General features: G+C 60.0%; 20 protein-coding genes and 2 tRNA genes. 14 read left to right on the top strand and 8 right to left on the bottom strand.

What is annotated here, in order from left to right; genetic code table 11:
• Positions 1-163: 163 nt before the first annotated feature.
• The 8 genes from J8Z04_RS03725 to J8Z04_RS03690 all read left to right on the top strand — a co-directional run bounded on the left by J8Z04_RS03725 (position 164) and on the right by J8Z04_RS03690 (position 11,373).
• Positions 164-2,722 (top strand): penicillin-binding protein 1A, encoded by a 2,559-nt coding sequence (locus tag J8Z04_RS03725; protein WP_192848542.1) that lies wholly within the window; start codon positions 164-166, stop codon positions 2,720-2,722.
• A 39-nt stretch (positions 2,723-2,761) separates the two neighbouring features.
• Positions 2,762-3,893, top strand: a protein-coding gene (prfB, locus tag J8Z04_RS03720; RefSeq protein WP_103765750.1) for a peptide chain release factor 2 whose coding sequence is annotated in 2 segments (ribosomal slippage) — positions 2,762-2,830 and positions 2,832-3,893 — 1,131 coding nt in all. Because the reading frame shifts where the segments join, the coding sequence is not laid out codon by codon here.
• A 600-nt stretch (positions 3,894-4,493) separates the two neighbouring features.
• Entirely contained in the window at positions 4,494-5,183 is a 690-nt protein-coding gene (locus tag J8Z04_RS03715) for an energy transducer TonB (protein WP_043558736.1), read from the top strand.
• A gap of 202 nt (positions 5,184-5,385) precedes the next feature.
• On the top strand, positions 5,386-6,432 hold the full coding sequence (locus tag J8Z04_RS03710; RefSeq protein WP_081563354.1) for a MotA/TolQ/ExbB proton channel family protein: 1,047 nt from the start codon (positions 5,386-5,388) through the stop codon (positions 6,430-6,432).
• Between the two features lie 3 nt (positions 6,433-6,435).
• The gene (locus J8Z04_RS03705; RefSeq protein ID WP_192848541.1) at positions 6,436-6,858 is read left to right on the top strand and encodes an ExbD/TolR family protein; all 423 of its coding nucleotides are present in this window, start codon (positions 6,436-6,438) and stop codon (positions 6,856-6,858) included.
• Between the two features lie 113 nt (positions 6,859-6,971).
• Positions 6,972-7,412, top strand: a complete 441-nt coding sequence (locus J8Z04_RS03700) for an ExbD/TolR family protein (RefSeq protein WP_043558836.1) — start codon at positions 6,972-6,974, stop codon at positions 7,410-7,412.
• Positions 7,413-7,415: 3 nt separating this feature from the next.
• A complete protein-coding gene (locus J8Z04_RS03695; RefSeq protein ID WP_232086386.1) occupies positions 7,416-8,699 on the top strand; it encodes a tetratricopeptide repeat protein in 1,284 nt (427 codons plus the stop codon).
• A gap of 211 nt (positions 8,700-8,910) precedes the next feature.
• The gene (locus tag J8Z04_RS03690) at positions 8,911-11,373 is read left to right on the top strand and encodes a mechanosensitive ion channel family protein (protein ID WP_192848540.1); all 2,463 of its coding nucleotides are present in this window, start codon (positions 8,911-8,913) and stop codon (positions 11,371-11,373) included.
• A 106-nt stretch (positions 11,374-11,479) separates the two neighbouring features.
• Here J8Z04_RS03690 and J8Z04_RS03685 read toward each other — a convergent pair whose 3' ends face one another.
• Positions 11,480-11,644 carry a YqaE/Pmp3 family membrane protein gene (locus tag J8Z04_RS03685; protein WP_086441572.1) on the bottom strand — a complete coding sequence of 55 codons (165 nt, stop codon included), beginning with the start codon at positions 11,642-11,644 and terminating at the stop codon, positions 11,480-11,482.
• A gap of 212 nt (positions 11,645-11,856) precedes the next feature.
• Between J8Z04_RS03685 and J8Z04_RS03680 the strand changes: the two genes are divergently transcribed.
• The 6 genes from J8Z04_RS03680 (at position 11,857) to J8Z04_RS03655 (ending at position 16,879) form a co-directional block, all read left to right on the top strand.
• Positions 11,857-12,144 carry a YciI family protein gene (locus J8Z04_RS03680; protein ID WP_043561763.1) on the top strand — a complete coding sequence of 96 codons (288 nt, stop codon included), beginning with the start codon at positions 11,857-11,859 and terminating at the stop codon, positions 12,142-12,144.
• 176 nt (positions 12,145-12,320) lie between these two features.
• Positions 12,321-13,193: a 3-hydroxyacyl-CoA dehydrogenase family protein gene (locus J8Z04_RS03675; RefSeq protein WP_043561766.1), complete on the top strand. Its 873-nt coding sequence runs from the start codon at positions 12,321-12,323 to the stop codon at positions 13,191-13,193.
• Complete coding sequence (locus J8Z04_RS03670; RefSeq protein ID WP_086431702.1) at positions 13,190-14,077, top strand: SMP-30/gluconolactonase/LRE family protein; 888 nt, start codon at positions 13,190-13,192, stop codon at positions 14,075-14,077. Before J8Z04_RS03675 ends, J8Z04_RS03670 begins: the two co-directional genes overlap by 4 nt.
• Before the next feature lie 306 nt (positions 14,078-14,383).
• Positions 14,384-15,214, top strand: a complete 831-nt coding sequence (locus J8Z04_RS03665) for a MetQ/NlpA family ABC transporter substrate-binding protein (RefSeq protein ID WP_081562507.1) — start codon at positions 14,384-14,386, stop codon at positions 15,212-15,214.
• Positions 15,211-16,248, top strand: coding sequence for a methionine ABC transporter ATP-binding protein (locus tag J8Z04_RS03660; RefSeq protein ID WP_043561769.1), 1,038 nt, complete (start codon positions 15,211-15,213; stop codon positions 16,246-16,248). The genes J8Z04_RS03665 and J8Z04_RS03660 overlap by 4 nt, the downstream gene beginning before the upstream one ends.
• On the top strand, positions 16,229-16,879 hold the full coding sequence (locus J8Z04_RS03655) for a methionine ABC transporter permease (protein ID WP_043561771.1): 651 nt from the start codon (positions 16,229-16,231) through the stop codon (positions 16,877-16,879). The genes J8Z04_RS03660 and J8Z04_RS03655 overlap by 20 nt, the downstream gene beginning before the upstream one ends.
• A gap of 88 nt (positions 16,880-16,967) precedes the next feature.
• On the opposite strand, the gene J8Z04_RS03650 is transcribed toward J8Z04_RS03655, so the two are convergent.
• The 7 genes from J8Z04_RS03650 to J8Z04_RS03620 all read right to left on the bottom strand — a co-directional run bounded on the left by J8Z04_RS03650 (position 16,968) and on the right by J8Z04_RS03620 (position 23,275).
• Positions 16,968-18,251, bottom strand: coding sequence for a cystathionine gamma-synthase family protein (locus tag J8Z04_RS03650; RefSeq protein WP_043561774.1), 1,284 nt, complete (start codon positions 18,249-18,251; stop codon positions 16,968-16,970).
• Between the two features lie 270 nt (positions 18,252-18,521).
• A complete protein-coding gene (locus J8Z04_RS03645; protein WP_248460281.1) occupies positions 18,522-19,106 on the bottom strand; it encodes a cytochrome b in 585 nt (194 codons plus the stop codon).
• Positions 19,107-19,216: 110 nt separating this feature from the next.
• Positions 19,217-19,660, bottom strand: a complete 444-nt coding sequence (locus tag J8Z04_RS03640; protein WP_043561777.1) for a pseudoazurin — start codon at positions 19,658-19,660, stop codon at positions 19,217-19,219.
• A gap of 87 nt (positions 19,661-19,747) precedes the next feature.
• Entirely contained in the window at positions 19,748-21,988 is a 2,241-nt protein-coding gene (gene katG / locus J8Z04_RS03635; RefSeq protein ID WP_043561779.1) for a catalase/peroxidase HPI, read from the bottom strand.
• A gap of 486 nt (positions 21,989-22,474) precedes the next feature.
• A tRNA-Leu gene (locus J8Z04_RS03630) sits at positions 22,475-22,561 on the bottom strand.
• Positions 22,562-22,578: 17 nt separating this feature from the next.
• Positions 22,579-22,654 (bottom strand) — tRNA-Lys (locus J8Z04_RS03625).
• A 141-nt stretch (positions 22,655-22,795) separates the two neighbouring features.
• Positions 22,796-23,275 carry a peptidylprolyl isomerase gene (locus tag J8Z04_RS03620; protein ID WP_043561902.1) on the bottom strand — a complete coding sequence of 160 codons (480 nt, stop codon included), beginning with the start codon at positions 23,273-23,275 and terminating at the stop codon, positions 22,796-22,798.
• Positions 23,276-23,336: the final 61 nt, after the last annotated feature.

Genomic DNA, 23,336 nt, shown 5'->3' with positions numbered 1-23,336 from the left:
CTCGAATCTCTTCAGAAAATCCACATGGGCGGGACTGGACCAGCCACCCCATGACAGGGCACCACCATAGGCAGCCCCCGTCCCCTCGGCCATACCCACCCATAAAAAACAGGCAACACTCTGCTTCTTCCCGTTCTTTTGCAGGCCATGTTATAGGGAGGGCATGAAGCGTTCCCCCATGCTGCCAGACAGCCCGCCCTCACCATCCCAGAAGCCCCGTTTCCGCCGCTGGCGGTTTCTGCTGGGGGCTGCCCTTGGCATCGGTACGTTTGGCGTTTCTGCCGTCATTCTCACAGGGGTGGGACTGTATGCCCATCTCAGCGCCAATCTGCCCAGCGTGGACGCTCTCCAGCATTACAAGCCGCCCGTGGTCAGCCGACTGTACACGGCCGATGACCAGCTCATGGCGGAGCTGTCCCACGAGCGGCGCATCTATGTGCCCATCCGGGCCATTCCCCCGCTCGTCCGCAATGCCTTCATTGCGGCGGAGGACCAGAATTTCTATTCCCATGGCGGCGTGGACCCGCTGGCCATGCTGCGGGCGGGCGTGACGGACATCTTCAGCATCCTCACCCATCAGGGCAAACGGCCTCTGGGGGCCTCGACCATCACCCAGCAGGTGGCCAAGGTCATGCTGCTGAACAACAACAGCCTGACCATCGAACGGAAGGTGCGGGAAGCCCTGCTCGCCATGCGGATCGAGCACACGCTTTCCAAGGACCGGATTCTGGAAATCTACCTGAACGGCATCTATCTGGGGAACGGAGCCTACGGGGTCGAGGCGGCGGCGCAGACCTACTTCAACAAGACGCTGGACCAGCTGAGCGATGCCGAGGCGGCGATGCTCGCCAGCATGCCCAAATCCCCCAGCAACTATAATCCGTTCCTCCACCCCAAAGCGGCCATGTGGCGGCGCAACTGGGTGCTGGACCGGATGGGCGAAACCCACGCCATCCCTGCCGATGAAGCCCAGCAGGCCAAGCAGGACCCGCTCGTGCCGCAAGGGCAGGTGCGCTTCGGTCCGCTTGCAGGGTCCGAATGGTTCGCTGCGGAAGTCCGCCGCCAGCTGACATCCCTCTATAATGAGGAACAGACAACGGAAGGCGGGCTGGACGTCCATACCAGCCTCGACCCGCACCTCCAGCAGGTCAGCACGAAACTGCTGCGGGAAGGGCTGATGGCCTATGCCCGCACCCATGAGGGCTGGCACGGGGCTGTCGGCCATCTGGACGGTGACGCCATGGCAGACTGGCAGGGCAGCATGGCCCGGCAGAAAAATCCGGCTGGCATGCTGTCCACATGGCGTCTGGCCGTCGTCCTCTCCACAACACCAGCACCCCGTGTCGGCTGGGTGAAGGCGCATGAGGCCCACACTGCCACGCTTCGCAAGACAGACGAAACATGGAGCCGCCGCACCCATCCGCTTCAGACGGGTGACCTCGTGATGATCGAGCCGCAGGATGACGGCTCCGCCGCCCTGGAGCAGATTCCGCAGGTGGAAGGGGCGACCGTTACGCTGGATGCCCATACGGGGCGTGTCCTGGCCCTCGTGGGGGGCTGGTCCTTCCAGCAGAGCCAGTTCAACCGTGTCACGCAGGCGCAGCGCCAGCCGGGGTCTTCTTTCAAGCCGCTGGTCTATCTGGCAGCGATGGAACGGGACATTTCCCCCTCCGAAACATTCGATGATTCTCCCATCAGTTTCGGAGACTGGAAGCCACAGAATTACGAACACGACAACTGGGGACCCACTACCCTGCATGATGCCCTGCGGGAAAGCCGCAACCTCGTGACCATCCGTGTGGCGGCCCATCTGGGCATGAAGGCCGTCAGCGACATGGCCGTACGGTCCGGCATGGTGGACAACATGCCACCCTACCTGCCCGCTGCCCTCGGGGCCGTGGAGACCACCGTCCTGCGGGAGGCCGGGGCCTATGCGGCCATCGCCAACGGTGGCCACAGCATCACCCCCAGCCTGATCGACTACATCCAGAATCCTGATGGCACCATCATCTGGCGCAACCAGGCCAACCGGCGTACCGTGACAACAGAAAACGGGATGCCCGTCATCCATGATGGCCGTCCGGTCCTGGCCTCGCCGCAGAGTGCCTTCCAGATCACCACCATGATGCGGGATGTCATCGCCCGTGGCACGGGCGTACGGGCTGGCGTGGGAATCGACCGCCCCATCGCCGGGAAGACCGGTACCAGTCAGGACTATCATGATGCCTGGTTCGCCGGGTTCTCTCCCGACACCGTCACCGTGGTGTGGATCGGCTATGATGCGCCCCGCAGCCTGGGCAAGAATGAAACAGGCGGCCATCTGGCCGGGCCGATCTGGAACGGCATCATGAAGGCCGTCTTCGCCACCCGGCCCCGGCTGGAGTTCCCCGCACCGGACGGCATCACGCTGGCGGAATATGATACAGGGCGCATCCGTGCCACGGATGCCTTCAAACCGAACCAGATTCCGGGAGCCTCCGTGCCGCTGCATGGTTTCGGAGCCGGAACACAGGCCCTTACCGCTGCTGACACCGGTGCGGACATGATTCCTGATTCCGAGACGGACATGCCCAGCTCCAGCCCGTCCAGCAATGGTACCATCACCGACCCGCTGGATGGAACCATGCCCTCACATGCCCCTGCTTCCCTGCCTGCAGCACCGCCCCAGGAGAAAGCAAACCCGGCAGAGGGAGGTGACATTGGCGTCGGTGGTCTATACTAAAGCAGCAACATCAACCTGAAGAAAGCAGGAGAACGCCTGATGTCGGCTGAGACCGAAGCCCTCTCCGAACAGATCAAGCAGTCGGTGGCACTGCTGAGGAGGCATCTTTGACTGGGATGTCGCCAAAACACGCCTTGCCGAACTGAACCATCTCTCTGAAGACCCGGACCTCTGGAACAACCCGGACGCCGCCCAGAAACTGATGCGTGAGCGCACGATGCTCGCCAACCAGATCGAAGGGGTCGAGGCTCTGGAGGCCGACGTGCAGGACACGCTGGACCTTGTCGAGCTGGCCGAGATGGAAAATGACGACACCGTGGTGCAGGAAGGCCTCGCCACCCTGCGCAGCCTCGCCGCCCAGGCCCAGCAGCGTGAGACGGAAAGCCTCCTCTCCGGTGAAGCCGATAGCAATGACTGCTATCTTGAGGTCAATGCCGGTGCTGGCGGTACGGAAGCGCAGGACTGGGCCGAGATGCTGCTGCGGATGTATACCCGCTGGTCCGAAAAGCATGGCTACAAGGTCTCTCTGATGGAAAGCAGTGAAGGGGAACAGGCCGGGCTGAAATCCGCCACGATCCTCGTCAGCGGTCCCAATGCCTATGGCTGGCTGAAGACGGAAGCCGGGGTGCATCGCCTCGTGCGCATCTCCCCCTTCGACTCCGCTGCACGGCGGCAGACCTCCTTTGCCTCCATCTACATCTCACCTGTTGTGGATGATTCCATCGAAATCGAGATCATCGATTCCGACCTCCGTGTGGATACGTTCCGGGCCTCCGGGGCTGGTGGGCAGCACGTCAACAAGACGGACTCCGCCATCCGCATCACCCACATCCCGACAGGTATCGTCGTGGCCTGCCAGACGGACCGGTCCCAGCACCGCAACCGGGCTACGGCCATGGAAATGCTGAAGGCCCGCCTCTATGAGGCCGAACTTCAGAAGCGGGAGGCCGAGGCCTCCGCCGCCGAGGCCGCCAAGACGGACATCGGCTGGGGGCACCAGATACGGTCCTACGTTCTGGCGCCGTATCAGCTCGTCAAGGACCTGCGGACCAACATCGAGAAGGGCAACCCTGATGCTGTGCTCGATGGCGATCTGGATGAATTCATGGCAGCATCTCTGGCCCAGCGTGTGAGCGCCACACGCTCCGAGGCCAGCGCCACGGCACAGTAAACCCGTCTGACACGGGGGCACTCACCCGGAGCAGACCGCAAGAGAGGGGGCATGACATTCTGGTTCATGTCCCCTCTCTTAATGGTAGCTTTTTCCACCAATAAAACGATTAAATATCGTATTTAATATCAATCATCAAAAAAATATGTTTTTTTCATAAGAAGGACCAACCAAAACAATTCACAGGCCGGGCATCATCACAGCCACGAAAAACCTTTCACAATCGTCCATAAACTGCCGTTTTTCCGGTTTCCTCAAAAAATATCCACAGATATGCCCCTATTTATGCACAGGCGATCCTGCGAAAGAGTCGCATGAGAGCCCTTGCATCAAAGGGGCGGCTTGGGCCATTGGTAAAGGAACCGATACGGGAACGTTCCCGTGCTGCTTTGCTGTCTCCCCTTACCGGGCAGGGCCTGACCGCCAGGGACGAGGAGAAGGAATCGGCATGGGGCCGTGCCCGTGATGCGGCACAAGGTTTTTCCCCTCCCCCGTACGGGCACGTCCCGTCTTGTGAGGGTACCAGTCATGCTGGCAGGCCTGCCCTGCCGGGAAGAAGCGCCGGACCTGCGGCGTGGAAAAGGGTAAGAAGGTTTTGGAATGAGAAGCTATGCCGCCCAGCAACGCAAACCGACGGATTACATCGTCGCTGTTGTCGTGGCTTTTCTGGCCATCGGGCTGGTGGTCTATGCCTTGACACTTACCAGGATGGAAAAGCAGGAACCCTCGCATCCTCCCATCCAGACACGTGTCATTGCGGAGGCTCCCCCACCGCCGCCGCCTCCACCACCACCGCAGCCGGTGATGGTGCAACCGCCGCCACCTTATATCCCCCCTCCCAAGATCAGGGTGGCCCCCCCCCCCAAACCGCCGATCCAGCACAGCCACCAGAAAGCCCCCAAACCGAAGGCGGCGGCACCCCAGCCTGCACCATCGGCCCCGGCCCAGTCTTCAGCAGCGGCACCGTCGGCAAGCTCCAGCAACAGCTCGTCTGAAAGTGACCACTCCGCTGGTGCCATGCCCATCAACAATGTACGGCCGGAATATCCAGAGGAAGCACAGGAGGAAAGCCGTGAGGGCTCCGTGACGGCCTCCTGCGACATCCTCACCAACGGCAAACCGGCCAACTGCAAGCTGCTGAGCGTCAAGGGCGGGCACGATTTTGCCGAAAGTGCGCTGGACTTCCTCGAGCGTTCACCAGTCCGCTACCAGCCAGCCGTGGTGGGTGGGCAGCCAGTCGTGGAACACAACCACGTCCTGCATGTGGACTTTACCCTTGGTGATGAATGAAGCCATTCTGAGCCAGCACAGACCAGCATGAAGCTGCCCTGCCCCAAACGGGCCACCCCTGCGGGGGCAGGGTAGCAGACGTTTTCACATTGTCCCGACCTGCCATGGATGGCAGGAATGACAGGGAGACCGATACGGGAGGTTTCTCCCACCGGTGCAGCACCTCCAGACTGGTGCTTTTTTAGACAAGGATATGGGATTCATGACCAGACTGTTCCGCCTCCCCGTAACTGTTGCTGCGCCCCGGGCGCACGCTGTCTATGGCACGGCCCTGGCCCTGACTCTGGCTGCCATGCCGCTGGCCTCCACCGCTTTTGCGCAGGACGCTGCCCCGGCCGCTCCGCCCGCCGGGACCACGATGACAGCCCAGCCTCCCGCAGGCACCACACCCGCAGTTCCCCCCGCCGGGGCTGCACCGGCCACGGCACCAGCAGGGGCCACACCCGCTGCTCCGCCAGCTGGTGCTGAAAGCGGCACCCCGGTCACCGCTACGCCGGTCAGTGAAAAACCGACCGAGGAAGCACCGAAGGAAAACCCCTACGGGCTGGGTGCACTCTGGAAAAACGGTGACATCATCGCCCGTGGCGTCCTGCTCATCATGGCCATCATGTCTCTGGGGACATGGATCATCATGATCAGCAAATTCCTTGAACAATCCCGCCTCTTCCGGGCCTCCAGGGCCGTCAACCAGACCTTCTGGACACAGAAGACCATCCAGGAAGGGGCACAGACACTGAAGGCGGATTCCCCCTTCCGCTACATTGCCGAGACCGGCATCGTGGCAGCACGCCATCATGAAGGCTCCATGCGGGATTCCATCGACCTCCAGTCATGGACGAGCATGTCCATCCAGCGGGCGCTGGAGACCATCAACACACGTCTTCAGGGCGGGCTGGCCTTCCTTGGTACGGTCGGCTCCACCTCCCCCTTCATCGGGCTGTTCGGTACGGTCTGGGGTATCTATCATGCCCTGACAGCCATTGGCATTGCCGGCCAGGCCTCCATCGACAAGGTGGCCGGTCCTGTCGGTGAATCCCTGATCATGACAGCCATCGGTCTGGCCACGGCCGTGCCGGCCGTGCTGGGCTACAACCTGCTCGTCCGTCGCAACAAGGGTGCGATGGACCGTGTCCGCAACTTCGGGTCCGACCTTCATTCCGTCCTGATCGGCGGTTACCGTCATGACGCCGTGTTCAACAGCACGAAGGATAACAGCCCGACCACGACAACCACGAACGAGCGGATCTGAACCATGGCATTCAACACCGGAGACATGGGTGATGATGGCGAGGTGGTATCAGCCATCAACACGACACCGCTGGTTGACGTCATGCTGGTGCTGCTCATCATCTTCCTCATCACCATCCCGGTGGCCACGCACACCGTAAAGGTCAAGCTGCCGGTAGACCGCAACCAGCCAACCCAGACCAAGCCTGGCAACATCGTGCTGGCTGTCACGGCGGATGGGCAGACCTACTGGAACACACAGCCCATCGGGGACCACAAGGTGCTTGTCAGCCGTCTCATGGAAGCAGCACGCCAGCAGCCCCAGCCGCAGATACAGATCCGCGGGGACGGTTCGGCCCAGTACATGCCCATTGGCAAGATCGTGGCGGCTTGCCAGGAGGCAGGCATCCAGCACGTTGACTTCATCACAGAGCAGCCGTACGACTGACCTGTGGTCTTTCCGGCCCCTGCCCTGCCGGGTGGGGGCCCTTCCTGCCGGTTCTCCCCGGCCCGGTTCACCGGGGCATGACGCCCGAGGCAGACAGTTTTTGGAGATTCCTCATGGCCATGAACGTTGGTACGGGCAGCACTCATGAAGATGAAGCCATTGTCGACATCAACACGACACCGTTGATCGACGTGATGCTGGTGCTGCTCATCATGCTCATCATCACCATCCCGCTTCAGACCCATTCCGTAGCGATCGACCTCCCCCAGGGCGATCCACCACCCTCTGCAATACAGCCACAGGTTGCAACAATTGGCATCAGCTATGACAATACGCTGAGCTGGAATGACACGCCCATCACCTCGGAGGAGGACCTTCAGGCCCATCTGAACGGGGCCGTCCATCCCGTGACAGGTGAGCAGCCGGAGATCCATATCCGTCCCGACCGTCTTGCCACCTACAAGACCGTGGCCCATGTGATGGCGGACGCCCAGCGCCTTGGCGTGACGAAGCTGGGCATTGTTGGTCTGGACCAGTTTGTGGAAGGACAGTAACCCATGAGCCTGCCAAACCCGAAACACCCGCACGGCTGGCTGCTGGCTGGCATGTTTGGCCTGTCTGCCCTCTCCTGCCTGTCCCCCATCTCCGGGCAGGCTCCCACCCGCCTGCTCATCGGGGCAGCGCAGGCAGAGGATGAGCTGGGCCGGGAGGTCGGCACGCAGCTCCAGAATGCACAGTCGGCTCTGTCCAGCCATCAGCCAGCCAAAGCCCTGGAGTTCGTCAATGCTGCTGATGCCGTGGCAGGAAAGAGCGACTATGAAAGCTACGTCATCGCCCAGATGCGGGCAGCGGCGGCCAGCCAGGCGGGCAATGTCCCTGTCGCACTGAAGGCCTATGAAACCCTCATTAGGAACAGCCGCACCACTCCGGCCGCACGGCAGCAGATGCTCATGGCGCAGGCCAGTCTGGCCTATGGAGCCCGTGACTATGCCAGTGCCGCCAACGCAGCCAGCCGTTATCTGAAGGAAGTCGGCCCGAACCAGCAGATGCAGACCCTTCTCCTCCAGTGCCACTATCTCCAGCAGGACTGGAAGGGCACGGTGGAGGCAGGCCGGGCCATGCTGGCCGCCGACCGGAAGGCTGGACAGATTCCGGCGGAAAACCAGCTCCAGATGCTCGCCGCCGCTTACGACCAGCTGCATGACACGGCGGGCAAGACAGGCATCTATGTCAAACTGGTGAAATATCATGCCCGACCCCAGTACTGGCAGATGCTGATCCATGACCTGACAACCGACCATTCCCTCACGCCACGCATGGTCTTCAATCTCCAGCGTCTGCGCCTGGCCACTGGCCTGCTGACCAGCCCGGCCGAGTTTCAGGACATGGCAGAGCGGGCCGTGCAGATGGAGCTGCCCCAGCTGGCCCTGAACCTTCTGGATGAAGGCTATGCCCGCCACCTGCTGGGAACTGGCACCGGGGCAGAAGCCCAGGCGCATTTCCGGGCTTTCGTGGCTCAACGTGCCGCAGAAGCCCGCACCAGCCTCCCCGCCATGGTAGAAAAAGCCAAAACCTCCACCGAGGCGGGCCCCTCCCTGACAGCCGGATACAACCTTGTCCTCAACGGACAGGTGGATCAGGGTCTGGCCCTCATGCAACAGGGGCTGGGGAAACAGCCCCACCAGCCGGACCTCGCCCGCCTCTCCCTGGGCATGGCCATGATGGACGCCGGACGCCGGACAGAAGCCCTCCAGCTCTTCAGCAGCATGGATGGCGAGGGGACTGCCAACAATCTGGCCCAGCTATGGGCCGTGCAGCTCTCCGCACGTCCATCCCACTGAAAAACGGGCCATAAGGCCTTGCATACTCCGCCATTCCATCTCCGATACCGGGACGGGATGGCGGTACCCCTCCTGCCTGAAACAGGGGATTTCAGAAAATTAATCCTCCTTTCACCAGAGCGTGCCTTAAAATCCTGACACTGTTCTGCGAAAACGGCCCGGACAGAAGGCATGCTGCCGCCTCACACCAAAAAAGGAGATGCGTATCTACATGACTGACAGAATACCGCACCCCAACACGGGGGCCGCTCCGTACCGGCATTTTACCGGTCTGTTCGTACGCAGCCTGTTGCCAGCCCTGCTGGTGGCCTGTCTGGCCCTGTTCGGGTCCCTGCCCGCCCGGGCACTGGCCGCAGACGCCCCGGCACCAGCCACCACGACAGGTCTCTCCGCTGACCAGGCCCGCCAGCTCATTTCTGTCCTGAGCGATGATGCCCAGCGTCAGAAATTCCTGACGACCCTCCAGAACCTGACCCAGGCCGCGCCACAGGCGAAACATGCCTCCGTCATTGATCTGGCCCGGGAAAACATTGCCCTTTTCGGTGACCGTGCCCTCCAGCAGCTGCACATCCTGCATCAGAGCATCATCGATTTCGGCGCCATTGCCCCGTGGGTTCAGGCCCTTGTGCATGACCCGGCCCTACAGGCCCGTGTCGGCCACATCGCCCTGCGTGTGGTCATCATGCTGGTGTGCAGCTACCTGCTTTTCTTCGGCGTGCGCATCATCCTGCGCCCTCTCTACCGGCGCATCAGCAGCATGGCGAAAAAGCACGACCACATGGTTTTCCAGCAGGAAGCTGAAAAACTGCACAAGACCCGTGCCGAAGCAACGGAAGCCGCCACGGATACAGCCCGCACGGCAGCCACCCATAATGAGCAGACCAAAGAGGAGGCCGCCGCCACCCAGGCCAGCCTTGAGGACAGTCTCCGCCATCAGGGGGCACTGACACAGCTCATGCTCTGCCTGCGCCGCGCTCCCTATACGCTGGCCTGCGCCCTGCTGGAGCTGATCACCATCTGCACCTTTCCCCTGATCGCCCTGCTGATGGGCGTGCTGGACCCTGCCCCTTCCACCGAAGCGGCCCATGCAATCTGGAGCATCTCCTGGCTGATCGGCATCGGGCTGGGCGTGTGGACCCTGGTCCTGCGCATCTTCCTCGCCCCACAGACCCCATGGCTGCGGCTGAGCATCCTGCGGGACAGTTCCTCAACCTTCATCTTCCGCTATTTCCGCCAGATTGGTGTCATTCTGGCCTGGGGCTTCTCACTGCTGGCCATGCTGCACGCCATGGCCATGCCTATGGCTGTTTCCAGCGGTCTCCAGAAGCTCCTGCTGCTGGCCGTCCACCTCTTCCTCGCCGTCATGATCATCCGCTCCCGCAAGCGGGTGCAGCATGCCTGCCAGCATATCGGTGCAGCCAACCGCCGCCTCCAGTCCATCATGGCGCTGGTCTCCGGCAGCTGGTGGATTGTGGCCCTGTTCTTCGACTTCGCCCTGTGGCTTGTCTGGGCAGCCGACATTGATGGCGGATACCAGCTCATCCTCCAGATATTCGTCCGTACCCTGGTGGCGCTGGTAGCTGTCCGCATTGTCAGCATTCTGGCCTATGGCGGACTGGAGCGCTTCATGCGGGCACTGGACAGCTGGAATCTCAATGAAGAAACGCTGTTCCGCATCCGCCGTTACTACCCGGCTGCCACGACGGTCATCCGTCTCGTCATGGCCGTCCTGACCATTCTGGCCCTTGCTCTGGCGTGGGGCGCACCGGTTTACATCCTGCTCGGCCATGACACGCTTGGTCCCCGCATCTTCCAGGCAGCCTTGACCATTCTGGTAGCTCTGGTCATCGGGATTCTGGCTTGGGAGGTCGCCAATGTGACCATCGAGCATCATATCCGCCGTCTGGGCGAACAGGACAGCCGGGATGTGCAGATCCGCATTGCCCGCCTGCAGACACTGACACCGATGTTCCGCATCCTGTTCCTGCTGGTTCTGGCTGTCATCATCGGGCTGACGGTCCTCTCCCAGCTTGGAATTGATACAGGCCCGCTCATCGCCAGTGCTTCCATCTTTGGTGTGGCGCTGGGTTTCGGCTCCCAGAAGCTGGTGCAGGACTTCATCAGCGGAATTTTCCTCCTGCTGGAAAATGCCCTGACTGTCGGCGACTCCGTAACGCTGAACGGCACCTATGGCGTGATCGAACGGCTCTCCCTGCGCTCCGTTCATGTCCGGGCCAATGACGGGTCGATGAACATTTTCTCGTTCAGCTCGCTCAGCCAGGTGACCAACTACAACCGTGACTTCTCCCGTGCAATGATTCTCGCCACGGTGGACATCGACAGCGATACGGACCAGGTCGCTGCCATCCTTGTGGAAATTGGCAAGGAAATGCGGAATGAAGAGGCCTACAGAGACCTCATCCTGGCAGATTTCGACCTTTGGGGCGTGTCTGCCATCGGCACATCCTCCGTCTCCGTGAAGGGTGTCTATCCCACCACGAATGCCGGACGCTGGACGGTGGAATGGGAATTCAACCGCCGCATGAAAAAACGGTTCGAACAGGCGGGTATCCAGTACCCCCGTGATGTGGTGGACATCCAGGGCCCGGCGCTGGAACATTTCATCAACAGCAGGGGCGTGCCCGATACAACCACCGGGCAGAACAAGGCCTGACCGGCCTCTGCCCTTCCCCCCCTTCCGCCATGACAGGCAAAGGGGGCTGATACAGAAAAGCCCCTGCCTTTACGGACAGGGGCTTTTTTCCGGCCAGACTGAAAGCTCAACGAGCCTCATCATAGGAGCGCAGAGCCAGAAGCGCCCAGATGGTTGCCGGAATCCAGCCCAGAAGGGTGACCTGCAACACCAGGCAGATGATCCCTGCAATCGGACGGCCAATGGTAAAGAACGTCAGCCAGGGGACGAAAAAGGCGATCAGAATACGAATCATGGCTATTCCTCCATGCAATACGGGTATGACTGCAAAAACAGTGGGTTCCCAGTACGGAAAACCATCTCCTTCATCCCTGAAAAAAATGCCATTATTATGAAAGTGTTATTCTGTCCGCTGGAATGACACTGCCAGAAAACCGGAACTTCCACCCGCCCCGGGGGCTCCTCTCCCCCAAAACGGCACCATGAATCAAAAGAGTATCTGCCATGATCATCGCCTCAGTGTCCTATCTCGCCTCCCCGGATGAGGTTCAGGCCCAACGCCCTGCACACCGTGCCTTCCTTGCAACGCTTTTCGAGCGGCGCATCCTGCTGGCATCCGGCCCCAAACTATCGGGGGATGGGGGCATTCTCATTGTCCGGGATGGGATCACCAGAGAGGAAATTGAAACCCTTCTGGCGGAAGACCCTTTCATCACCTCTGGCGTGGGGCAATACGACTTCACCGAGTTCAGAACGGCGCAACTTGCCCCCGAACTGACAGAGACCCGCTGACCATGAGCCCGGCAGGCCACGCCACAAGGAGCATGGCCTGCCAGATGACGTCTCCGTTATCCAAAGATGATCGCAGCAGGCGACACGTAATGATAAAGTAAATGTTAGCCATTCATTCAATAAGATGAGCCGTGAGGTCTGGCCCCCGCCCGCCCCTTTCAGCAAAGGAACATGCCATGGCAGATTTTCTGACGGAAAAGGTGCCTGAACGCCCTGCCGCCATCCTTGGCGCTGGCACGATGGGCTCCCGTATCGCCCTGATGCTGGCAACACGCGGCGGCACCGTCCGCCTTTTTGACAGGCAGGAAGAAACCACCCGGAAGGCCATCGCCTATGTCGGGCAGCACCTGCCTGACGTTGTCGCCTCTGTCGAAGGTGGAAAAGCCGGCCATGTGGACATCGCCACCACACTGGAAGACGCCGTGAAAGACGCCTGGCTTGTCATCGAGGCCCTGCCTGAAAAGCAGGACCTCAAGACGGACATCTTTGGCCAGCTGGACCAGCTGGCACCTGCCGATGCCATCCTCGCCACCAACTCCTCCTCATTCCCTTCCAGCCAGATCGTCGGCAAGGTGACGAAGAAGAACCGGGTCCTCAACACCCACTTCATGATGCCACCTGAAAAACGGGCCGTGGAACTCATGTCCTGTGGAGAGACTGACACGGCCCTCATGGAGGATCTGGCCCGCTATTTCAGCGAGGTGGGACTGTCCCCCTACATTGCCCGGAAAGAGAGCATCGGATTCATCGAGAACCGCATCTGGGCCGCCATCAAGCGTGAGGCCCTCTGTGTCGCCGCAGAAGGTGTGGCCGACCCCGAAACCATAGACCGCCTCTACTGCGAGACACAGGGCACGACTGCCGGGCCATTCCGCCTCATGGACCAGGTCGGACTCGATATCGTCCTCCAGATCGAGGAACATTATGCCGCAGCCTTCCCCCACCTGCCCGAAGCGCCCCGCACGCTGCTCCGCAGGATGATTGCCGAACACAGGCTGGGCGTGAAAAGCGGGCGTGGTTTCTATGATTACAGCAAGGCCACCTCATGACCCGAAACATCATTCTTCATTCACTCGAGATCGAACCTGCCCGGATCACTGCCCTCTCCGTACAGGATGGCTGCCCACTGTCCCATATCGACATCGGCTGGGGCTGCCCGGACGGGGTGTGGATCGACCCCACGGAAGGCCGGATATACTGGACGAACATGGGCGCCAACCCCAGTGATGCCGATGGCACCATCGAATCCGCCCGACTGGATGGCAGCGACCACAAGGTGCTTGTGGCCAACGGACTGGTCGTCACCCCCAAACAGCTGACATCCACCCCGGGAGGCGAGCATCTCTACTGGTGCGACCGTGAAGGAATGCGCATCATGCGGTGCCGCCGTGATGGCTCCGACGTGGAGGTGCTTCTTCAGACCGGCACCTACCCGGAGCACATGAAGGATGCCACACGCCACTGTGTAGGCATCACCCTTGATACCAGCAACGGCCATCTCTACTGGTCGCAGAAAGGCCCTCCCAAAGGGGGGCGTGGCCGCATTTTCCGCATGTCTCTGGACCTCCCTGCCGGTACGGACCCCGCAGACCGTCATGACATCGAGCTTCTGGCCGACCATCTGCCAGAGCCGATCGACCTACATGTCTCGCCTGCTCTGGGCAAGCTCTGGTGGACGGACCGTGGCGCTGCGCCCGATGGCAACAGCCTCAATGTCGCCCGGGTGGATGAACACGGGCTGCATGACCAGCAGGTCATCCTGCGGGACCTGGATGAGGCCATCGGTCTGGCGGTCGATGCCGAAGGTACCCTGGCCTTTGTCAGTGACCTTGGCGGATCCATCCGGGAAGTCATTCTCGAAACCGGACAGGCCAGACTCATCACCAAACAGGCACCAACAACAGGTCTCTGTTTGGTGGTACAGGAAGACTGACCTCCTCTACAGGGGGCAGGAACACCTGCCCCCGAACAGACACGGTGAAAGGCCTTTCATAAAGTCCCGCACATATTCATCAGGCTTTATATTCCTTTATCATTAACTGTTCATATGGTCATCTCTTTACCTTGACAGAATAGAGCGACCCGCTAAAAACACTCTCTACGCACGGCCTTCCCCGGCCAGAAAAATCATTCCGCACAAGCGGGATGTAATGGTGCAGCCTTGGCAAGACTTTTCCACCTCTGTGGAACTGTCCATGATACCGTACTGATCCACCCCTTAATGTTGAAAGGTACCACCATGTCCCGGTTTTCCCACCTTCCCCGGCGCCGTTTTCTTGGCCTTTCAGCAGGGCTGGCTGGTGCTGCCGCCCTTGGCCTGGCCCATCCGGGAATCGCCCGTGCCGATGGCCGTACGCTGAAAATCGGCATCATGTCTGGCGAGGACGAGGATATCTGGCGGCTCGTCAGCCAGAATGCTGCCCAGCGTGGCCTGACGCTGAAGATCATCCCATTCTCCGACTACAACACGCCCAATGAGGCCCTGTCCGAGCATGACGTGGACGCCAATGCCTTCCAGCACCGGCCCTTCCTCGATGCCCAGATCAAGGCCCACGGCTACAGGATCGTCCCTGTCGGCGACACATACTTCCAGCCGATTGGCCTGTATTCCCACAAATGGCACTCCGTGGCCGAAATTCCGCAGAATGCCCGTATTGGCATCCCCAACGACCCCAGCAACGAGGGTCGTGCTCTCCATGTGCTGGAGACACTGGGGCTGATCCGTCTGCCTGCTGATTCCGGCCTTTTCCCCACGGCGCTGGATGTCACCGACAACCCCCGCAACATCTCCATCGAAGAGCTGGATGCCGGTGTGGTTGGCCGCTCCCTGCCTGATCTGGATGCTGCCGTTGTCAACATGGACTGGGCCCGCAAGGCAGGCATCACCGAGCAGGAACGCATTGGCGTGGAGGGGCTGAAGAACAACCCGTACGTCAATTTCATCTCCGTCAATGAGGGTGATGCCAACGCTGAATGGGTCAAGCCGCTGGTGGAAAGCTATCACCAGCCGAATGTCCACAAGCTCATTCTGGACATCTATCACGGCACAGTCACACCTGCGTGGCCATGAAGCCCATTCTCGACATCCAGCACGTCACCCACAGTTTTGGGCAGCATACGGCTCTTCAGGACATCTCCTTCTCGGTAAAGCAGGGGGAGGTCGTGGGGCTGATCGGCCGCTCTGGAGCAGGGAAGTCCACCCTGCTCCGCTGCCTCTGTGCGCTGGAACGCCCCCAGCAGGGCCACATCCTGCTGGATGGTGTGGACCTCACCACACAACCAGAGCGGCAGCTTGTCCGCATCCGCCGCAAGATCGGTCTGGTCTTCCAGCATTTCAATCTGCTGACTTCCCGCACCGTGGCAGGCAACATTGCCCTGCCCCTCCAGATCGCCGGATGCCCCCGCAAAGAACAGGCCAACCGCATTGCGGAACTGCTGGAGCTTGTCGGGCTGAAGGGCTTTGAAAAGAAATACCCCTCCCAGCTTTCCGGCGGGCAGAAACAGCGTGTCGGCATTGCCCGTGCTCTGGCAGCCAACCCGACGCTGCTCCTCTGCGATGAGGCCACCTCTGCTCTGGACCCGGAATCCACCAGCTCCATCCTCAACCTGCTGGCCGACATCAACAGGAAGCTGGGGCTGACCATCGTTCTCATCACCCATGAGATGGATGTGGTCCGCCGCTTTGCCCAGCGGATCCTGGTCCTCGATCATGGCCGCCTCGTCGAAGATGGAACCCTGCTGGACTTCCTCCGGGATGGACAGAACAACCGGACCCTCCAGACCCTTCTGGCAGATATCCGTCCCTCCCTCCCTGCCTTTCTGGCACAGACGATGGCTGCCACACCGTCAGCAGGACCACACAAGGCCATCGTACGGCTCGTCCTCAGCGGGACTGATGCCAGCGAGCCGCTCTTCAGTGCACTGCATGAACGGTTCGGCGTGCAGACGGCCCTGCTACAGGGCGGCGTGACCACCGTCGGGGACCATCTGAGTGGTGACATGATCCTCAGCCTTGAAGGAGACAGGACGGAACAGGCTCTGAATCACCTGAAGACGGCAGCGCAGAACATGGAGGTCCTGGGATATGTCCCCTCTCATTCTTAAGCTGATCCTCCATTCCACATGGCAGACGCTGGAAATGGTCGTGGCCTCCACGGCCCTTTCCGTCCTATTCGGACTGCCGCTGGCCCTGTTCATGATCGCCACCGGCCCGCAGGGGCTGTACCGGCTGCCTTTTGCCGCCCGACTGATGGGCATGGTGGTGGATGCCGTCCGTGCCGTGCCATTCATCATCCTGCTGGTGCTGCTCATCCCTGTCACGCGCTTCATCGCCGGGACGTCTCTGGGGACGGAAGCGGCCATCGTGCCGCTATCCATCGCCGGGATTCCCTATTTTGCCCGCATTGCCGAAATGGCCCTGCGGGAGGTTGATTCCGGCCTTGTGGATGCCGTCCGGGCCATGGGTGGCACACGCATGACCATCATCCGCTCCGTCCTGATTGCCGAGGCCCTGCCGGGACTTGTCACCGGCGTGACGGTCACGCTCATCACCATGGTCGGGGCCTCTGCCATGGCGGGCGTCATCGGGGCGGGGGGCCTGGGTGACCTTGCCATCCGTTACGGGTATCAGCGTTTCAACACCACCGTCATGTTCGGGGTGGTGGTGGTTCTCATCATCATGGTCAGCCTGATGCAGCTCATCGGCAACAGTCTGGCCCGCTGGCTGAAACACTGAAGCATCCGCCTTCTTTCTATCGCCACTAAAAAAAGCCCGCCCCTTCAGAGAGGCGGGCTTTTCCGTATCAGGGCTGACACCGTGACCTTCAGGCGGCGTCCAGCGCCTGCTTCACGTCCACCAGCAGATCATCCACATGCTCCACACCGATGGAGAGCCGCACGGTGGATGACGTGACGCCAATGCGCTCCCGTACCTCTTTCGGCACGCCGGAATGTGTCATCGTCGCCGGATGGCTGGCCAGAGACTCCGTGCCTCCCAGGCTGACAGCCAGCTTCATGATCTTCAGCGCATTAAGGAAGCGGAAAGCCGCAGCCTCACCCCCTTCAATATCAAAGGAGAAGGTCGAGCCGGCACCACTGCACTGGCGGGCATAGACTTTCCCCTCCGCCGAATCAGCCTCGTAGAACGGTGGGAAATGCACCTTGTTCACCTTGGCATGATCCCGCAGCAGCTCCGCCACACGCTGGGCATTGAGGGTGGCACGCTCCATGCGCAGCCCCAGCGTCTCCAGAGAGCGGCCCAGCATCCAGCAGCTATGCGGGTCCAGATGGGTTCCAATGGCCCCACGGAGCTGACGCACCGGGCGTGTCATGGCATCACTGCCCAGAACGGCCCCGGCCACGAGATCGGAATGGCCGCCGACATATTTTGTCAGGGAATACAGTGACAGATCAGCCCCATGCTTCAGCGGATGCTGATAAAGCGGCCCGAGCAGCGTGTTGTCACAGACGATGATGGGACGGCTGCCCTGTCTGGCCTCGATCTCCTCGGCAATGCGGCGCACCAGCTTCAGGTCCACCAGACCATTGGTCGGGTTGGCCGGTGTCTCGATCAGGATCAGGGAGACACGCCCTTCTGCGATGGCCTTTTCGGCAGCCTCACGCATGATGGCCTCATCCACTCCGCAGCTTCCCAGCCCCACGGACTTGATTCCCAAAGAAGCCATGGTCTTGGTCAGCAGGGTTTCCGTCCCACCATAGAGCGGCTGGGAATGAAGAATCACATCACCGGGGCGGGCATAGGCCAGCAGAGTGGTGGCAATGGCCGACATGCCAGAAGAAAACAGCACCCCACGCTCTGCTTCTTCGTAAACAGCCAGACGGTCTTCAACAATCTCACTGTTCGGATGGTTGAAGCGGGAATAGACCAGCCCCTGCCCCTTGCCTTCCGGCGGTTCTTTCCGGCCGGAAACATAATCAAAAAAATCCCGGCCATCTTCTGCCGTGGGAAAAACGAAGGTCGACGTCAGAAACACGGGCGGTTTCACGGCTCCTTCCGAAAGGGCCGGGTCATAACCGTAATTGAGCATCTGTGTCTCGGGATGCAGCTTATGGCTGCCAATATGGGTCTTCTTGTGATCTGACGCCATTGGGAATTTCCTTCAGCAGGTACCTAGCCTGTATATGATCCATCACCCAGCTTCAGGACTGCCGGACAGTGCCAATACGGCACCAGGGCAGCCAGTCTGGAAAGCAGAACAAGGATATGTTGTTTTCCTTATATCCTGCCTGATCCATCGACTGATACCACATCCCCCAGACTGGATAAAGCTGTGCCCCCCATTGGCAGCCAACATAAAAAAACACCCCCATCAAACCGATGAGGGTGCTTGCTGGCTGACCCGGCAAAAAGGAACCGCTTACCGTCCCCCCCCATGGCGGGGCAGGATGCGGTCCACCACCTGATCTTTCCGGATGAAACGGTGATAAAGAGCTGCCAGCACATGCAGGACTATGAATCCACCGAAAGTCCATGCAAGCCAGTTATGAACATCTGGCATGATTTCCGCCAGATAGCCGCTATCCATCACGCTCTGCGGCAGAGGGATCAGCGGCCACGATACCAGCCCGAACAGCACGATCGGCATGGCCATGGCAGAGACCATGAGCCAGCCCGTCACGGGCAGGATGATCTGATACAGGTAGAGGAGCCCTTCCATCCCACCTGCCACCACACGCTGCCCTGCCGACAGGTCCTGCGGCAAGGCCGGGGCCCTGTGTGTCAGGCGCCAGAGGACACGCACCACGATCAGCAGCATGGTCACGATGCCGACAGACTTGTGCAGCTGATGCAGGGGTGTCGGATCATTGAGGGGTACATGATCCATATACAGCCCCAAGCCGATCATAAAGAGGATCAATACCGCAATCACCCAATGCAGGATGATGGCCACCAAACCATAACGTTCCGGTCTGCCGGTTCCTGTTTCCACTTTCTCTGACACACTCTGCCTCCATAGACCATGGAATAAAAAAAACGGCCCCTCCGTTCCTGAGAACGGAAACAGGGCCGACCCAGCAGTAAACAGTCTCCAGCCCTCGGGCCAGACCCCTCTTACTTGCCGTTCTTGCTGTCCACATCCTGGAACAGCTCATTGAAGCGACGCTTGGCAGCGCCATAAAGCGGCGCCTTGCGGGCCTCTGCTTCATTGTTGGCATTATCGACAACAACCAGCCCTACCATGCCCAGCGCAAAATGGGGCAGGCACTTATAGCCATACAGACCCGGCTTGGTGAACTGTACCGTCTTTTCCTGGCTGAAAGGAACATTGATGGGCTGTGCGCCATCAGGTGTCATGCCGGGGATGGACTGGGCGTTATGACCCTTGTCCGTCGGAATGAAATGAACACTGTCACCAGAATGGATGTAAACGACAGCTGGCTCAAAAGAGAAACCGTGACTGCCATGGCTCAGCATCTGCACATCAACCGTTGCCGCCGTGGCAGAAAAGGCTGTTGCCATAAACAGGGCGAGTGCACCACCAGCAAATTTCAACATGCTATCCTCCACGTTTGGACAGACCGCCGGGGAGATGTCTCCCCGACGGAATGTATCGTCTGATCTTCCCGCAGGAAGGAGCAGATCTTAGCGCTGCAGGTCGAAGCGGTCGAGGTTCATCACCTTCGTCCAGACCTTCACGAAGTCATTGTAGAACTTCGCCTTGCCATCGTTGGAAGCGTAAACCTCAGCAACGGCACGCAGCTCGGGGTTGGCACCGAAGACCAGGTCCACGTCCGTGGCTGTCCACTGCTTCTGCCCGGTTGCACGGTCAAAGCCCTCGTAAAGGTCTTCCTGACCCTCAACCTTCTGCCAGCGTGTGTCCATCGTCAGCACGTTGGTGAAGAAGTCCGTGCTCAGCACACCCGGGTTCTTCGTCAGCACACCGTTGGCGGAGTGACCCGTGTTGATGTCCAGAGTACGCAGACCACCCAGCAGGACTGTCATCTCAGGGATGGTCAGACCCAGCGTGTCAGCCTTGTCCACCAGAGCGTTCAGAGGCGGCGTGTTGTCCGCATCCGCACGGTAGTAGTTGCGGAAGGCATCAGCCGTCGGCTCCAGCAGGTTGAAGGAGTTGACGTCCGTCTGGTCCTGTGTGGCATCGCCACGGCCCGGAGCGAACGGCACCTGGATATTCACACCAGCCTTCTTGGCAGCATCCTCGATACCGACGCTACCGCCGAGAACGATGATGTCAGCCAGAGCAACCTTGCGGGCGCTGTGAGCGTTGAACTTGTCGCGGACCTGCTCCAGCTTCGGCAGGACGGTCTTCAGCTCTTCCGGATCGTTCACGGCCCAGCCGTTCTGCGGCATCAGGGCCAGACGGCCACCGTTGGCACCGCCACGGTGATCGGTCACGCGGTGGGAAGAAGCAGCAGCCCATGCTGTCTTGATCAGCTCACGGTCGGACAGACCGGTTGCAGCGATCAGCTTGCGCAGCTCACGGACGTCAGCCTGGTTGATCGGCTTGGCCGGCATGTTGACCGGGTCCTGCCACACGAAGGTTTCCTTCGGAACTTCGCTGCCGAAGTAGCGGCTCTTCGGACCCATGTCACGAACGACCAGCTTGAACCATGCACGGGCGAAGGCATCGGCGAACTCGTTCGGATGCTCGGCCCAGCGGGCAAGGATCTTGTGGTAGGCCGGATCGGTCTTCAGGGCGATGTCCGTGGTGAACATCATGATCGGACGCATCTTGGACGGATCGTTCGGGTTTGCCGGATCCGGAGCAATCTTGTCATCCGTCTTGGTGTGCCACTGGTGAGCACCGGTCGGGCTTGTGCCCAGCACCCAGTCATTGTTCAGCAGGTTGTCAATGTACTGCGTGGTGAAGTGGATCGGATCGGCAGACCAGGAGCCTTCCAGACCGCTGGTGGACGCATCGTCAGCCGTCTGCTTGCCCTTGATGCAGTGGTCGGCCCAGCCCAGACCCTGATGTTCCACACCGTTGGCAACCGGCGGGCCGCTCAGGCAGGAGTTCGGATGGGCACCATGAGCCTTGCCGAAGGTATGACCACCGGCGATCAGGGCCACGGTTTCTTCGTCATTCATGGCCATGCGGCCGAATGCCAGACGGATCATGGCAGCGGACTTGACCGGATCAGGATCGCCGTTCGGCCCTTCCGGGTTCACGTAGATCAGGCCCATGTGCGTGGCAGCCAGCGGGTGCTTCAGAGTACCGTTCTGACCGACCTGGAAGGAGCTCTTGTTCGGGAAGAACGTCGTGCCCGGACCCCAGTAGATCAGCTCGGACTGCCAGTCATCCGGACGACCACCGACGAAGCCGAGGGTCTTGAAGCCCATCTGGTTCAGGGCGACGTCACCGGTCAGGACGATAAGGTCACCCCAGGAGAGCTTCTCACCGTACTTCTTCTTGACGGGCCACAGGAGGCGCTTGGCCTTGTCGAGGCTGGCATTGTCCGGCCAGTCGTTCAACTGGGCGAAACGCTGCTGGGCACCCTCTTCACCACCACGGCCATCGATGGCACGGTACGTACCGGCATTGTGCCAGGCCATACGGATGAAGAACGGACCATAGTTGCCGTAGTCAGCCGGCCACCAGGGCTGAGAGGTCAGCATGACCTTCTCGATGTCCTTGCGGACTTCCTGAAGGTTCAGCTGCTCAAACTTCTTGTGATAGTTCGTATAATAATCCGCACCGTACGGATCAGACTCTGAATCGTGAGCACGCAGCTTGGCCAGGTTCATGCCCTTCGGCCAGTAGTACTGGTTCGGGCTCGGAACATCGGCAGCCATGGCTGCAGAGGCGAAAGATGTCAGGGTCGTGCTGGCGATCAGCAGAGCAGCCCCGAAATTCTTCAGTTTCATCCTGATCAGTTCCCCATTCATGGATAAGATCTCGACAGATTGTATAGCAACAACGAGCCGGAGCACGATTGGAGCCGTCCCACACGCCACTACTACACATCGCAGGAGTTATATTATCGATGGGGGATAAAACAAGTAAATCGTTATTTTTAATAACTCTTATAAGTTAACTCTTTTCAGAGAAACCCTTCCTCATAAAGGAAACCTAGCATATATACAAGGAAAACTATTATTGCAAGCCCCTCACGATACCTTTGTTATCTTTTTTTGCCAGTTTCCTGCCATTTTCGGGCCATCTCTTACAATGTGGAACCTGGCCTGACAGCTTGTGTTTCCGCCCCACACGCTACCAGCACACAGGCAGGGGCATGAAATAAAGGGGCCGCTCTTTTATCAGCTGTTAAATATTCACAACAGCCCACACCAGTAATTCTGCTTCATATCAAGCACTCTGTTACCGGATATTATATTTTCTGGAAAAAAGACTGGTGCCCAGAAGAAGACTCGAACTTCCACGTCCTTGCGGACACAGGCACCTGAAGCCTGCGCGTCTACCAATTCCGCCATCTGGGCACACTCTCTTGCGAGCATGGTGAACCGGCTGGGACTCGAACCCAGGACCATTCGATTAAAAGTCGAATGCTCTACCAACTGAGCTACCGGTTCACTTGAGGAGGCTATCTACCTGCTCCCCCGGGGAGCGTCAACCCCGGAGGCCGCAGAAAACACCACCCTCACGATTTTCTTCATCCGCCGGACGGCACGCCACCATGCGGACGGAGAATCATCAGGTTTCAGACAGTTATGTCAGTTCTCGATGTAAGCCTTGATGATATGATCCGGATTCTGGACCATGCCAGAAGCCCCGGAGCCACGCTTGATCTTGTCCACATGCTCCATGCCCTCGATCACCTGACCGGCAATGGTGTACTGGCCATCCAGGGACGGCACACGGTCGAACATGATGAAGAACTGGCTGTTGGCGGAGTTCGGGTCCATCGTGCGGGCCATGCCCAGCGTGCCACGGTCGAAGGTGGCCGTCTGGCTGAACTCGGCCGGCAGGTCAGGATAGGAGCTGCCGCCCGTCCCCGTGCCTGTCGGGTCACCACCCTGTGCCATGAAGCCCTCGATCACACGATGGAACTTCACGCCGTTATAGAAACCCTCATTGGCCAGCGTCTCCAGACGCTCGACAGCCTTGGGGGCCAGATCGGGACGCAGGGCGATGACCACCTTGCCATCCTTCAGCTCCAGAACCAGCTTCTTGCCTGTTGTCGTACCTGTCATTGTCGTGCTCTCCCTGAGCTGATCGTTACCATCCTGACCACCGGCCCATGCCTGTGTCAGG

Origin of the sequence: Bombella apis, assembly GCF_018221685.1 — a bacterium.
Lineage (GTDB): Bacteria > Pseudomonadota > Alphaproteobacteria > Acetobacterales > Acetobacteraceae > Bombella > Bombella apis.
Note: the sequence above shows the minus strand (reverse complement) of the source record. Positions and strands in the feature narration are given on the sequence as shown.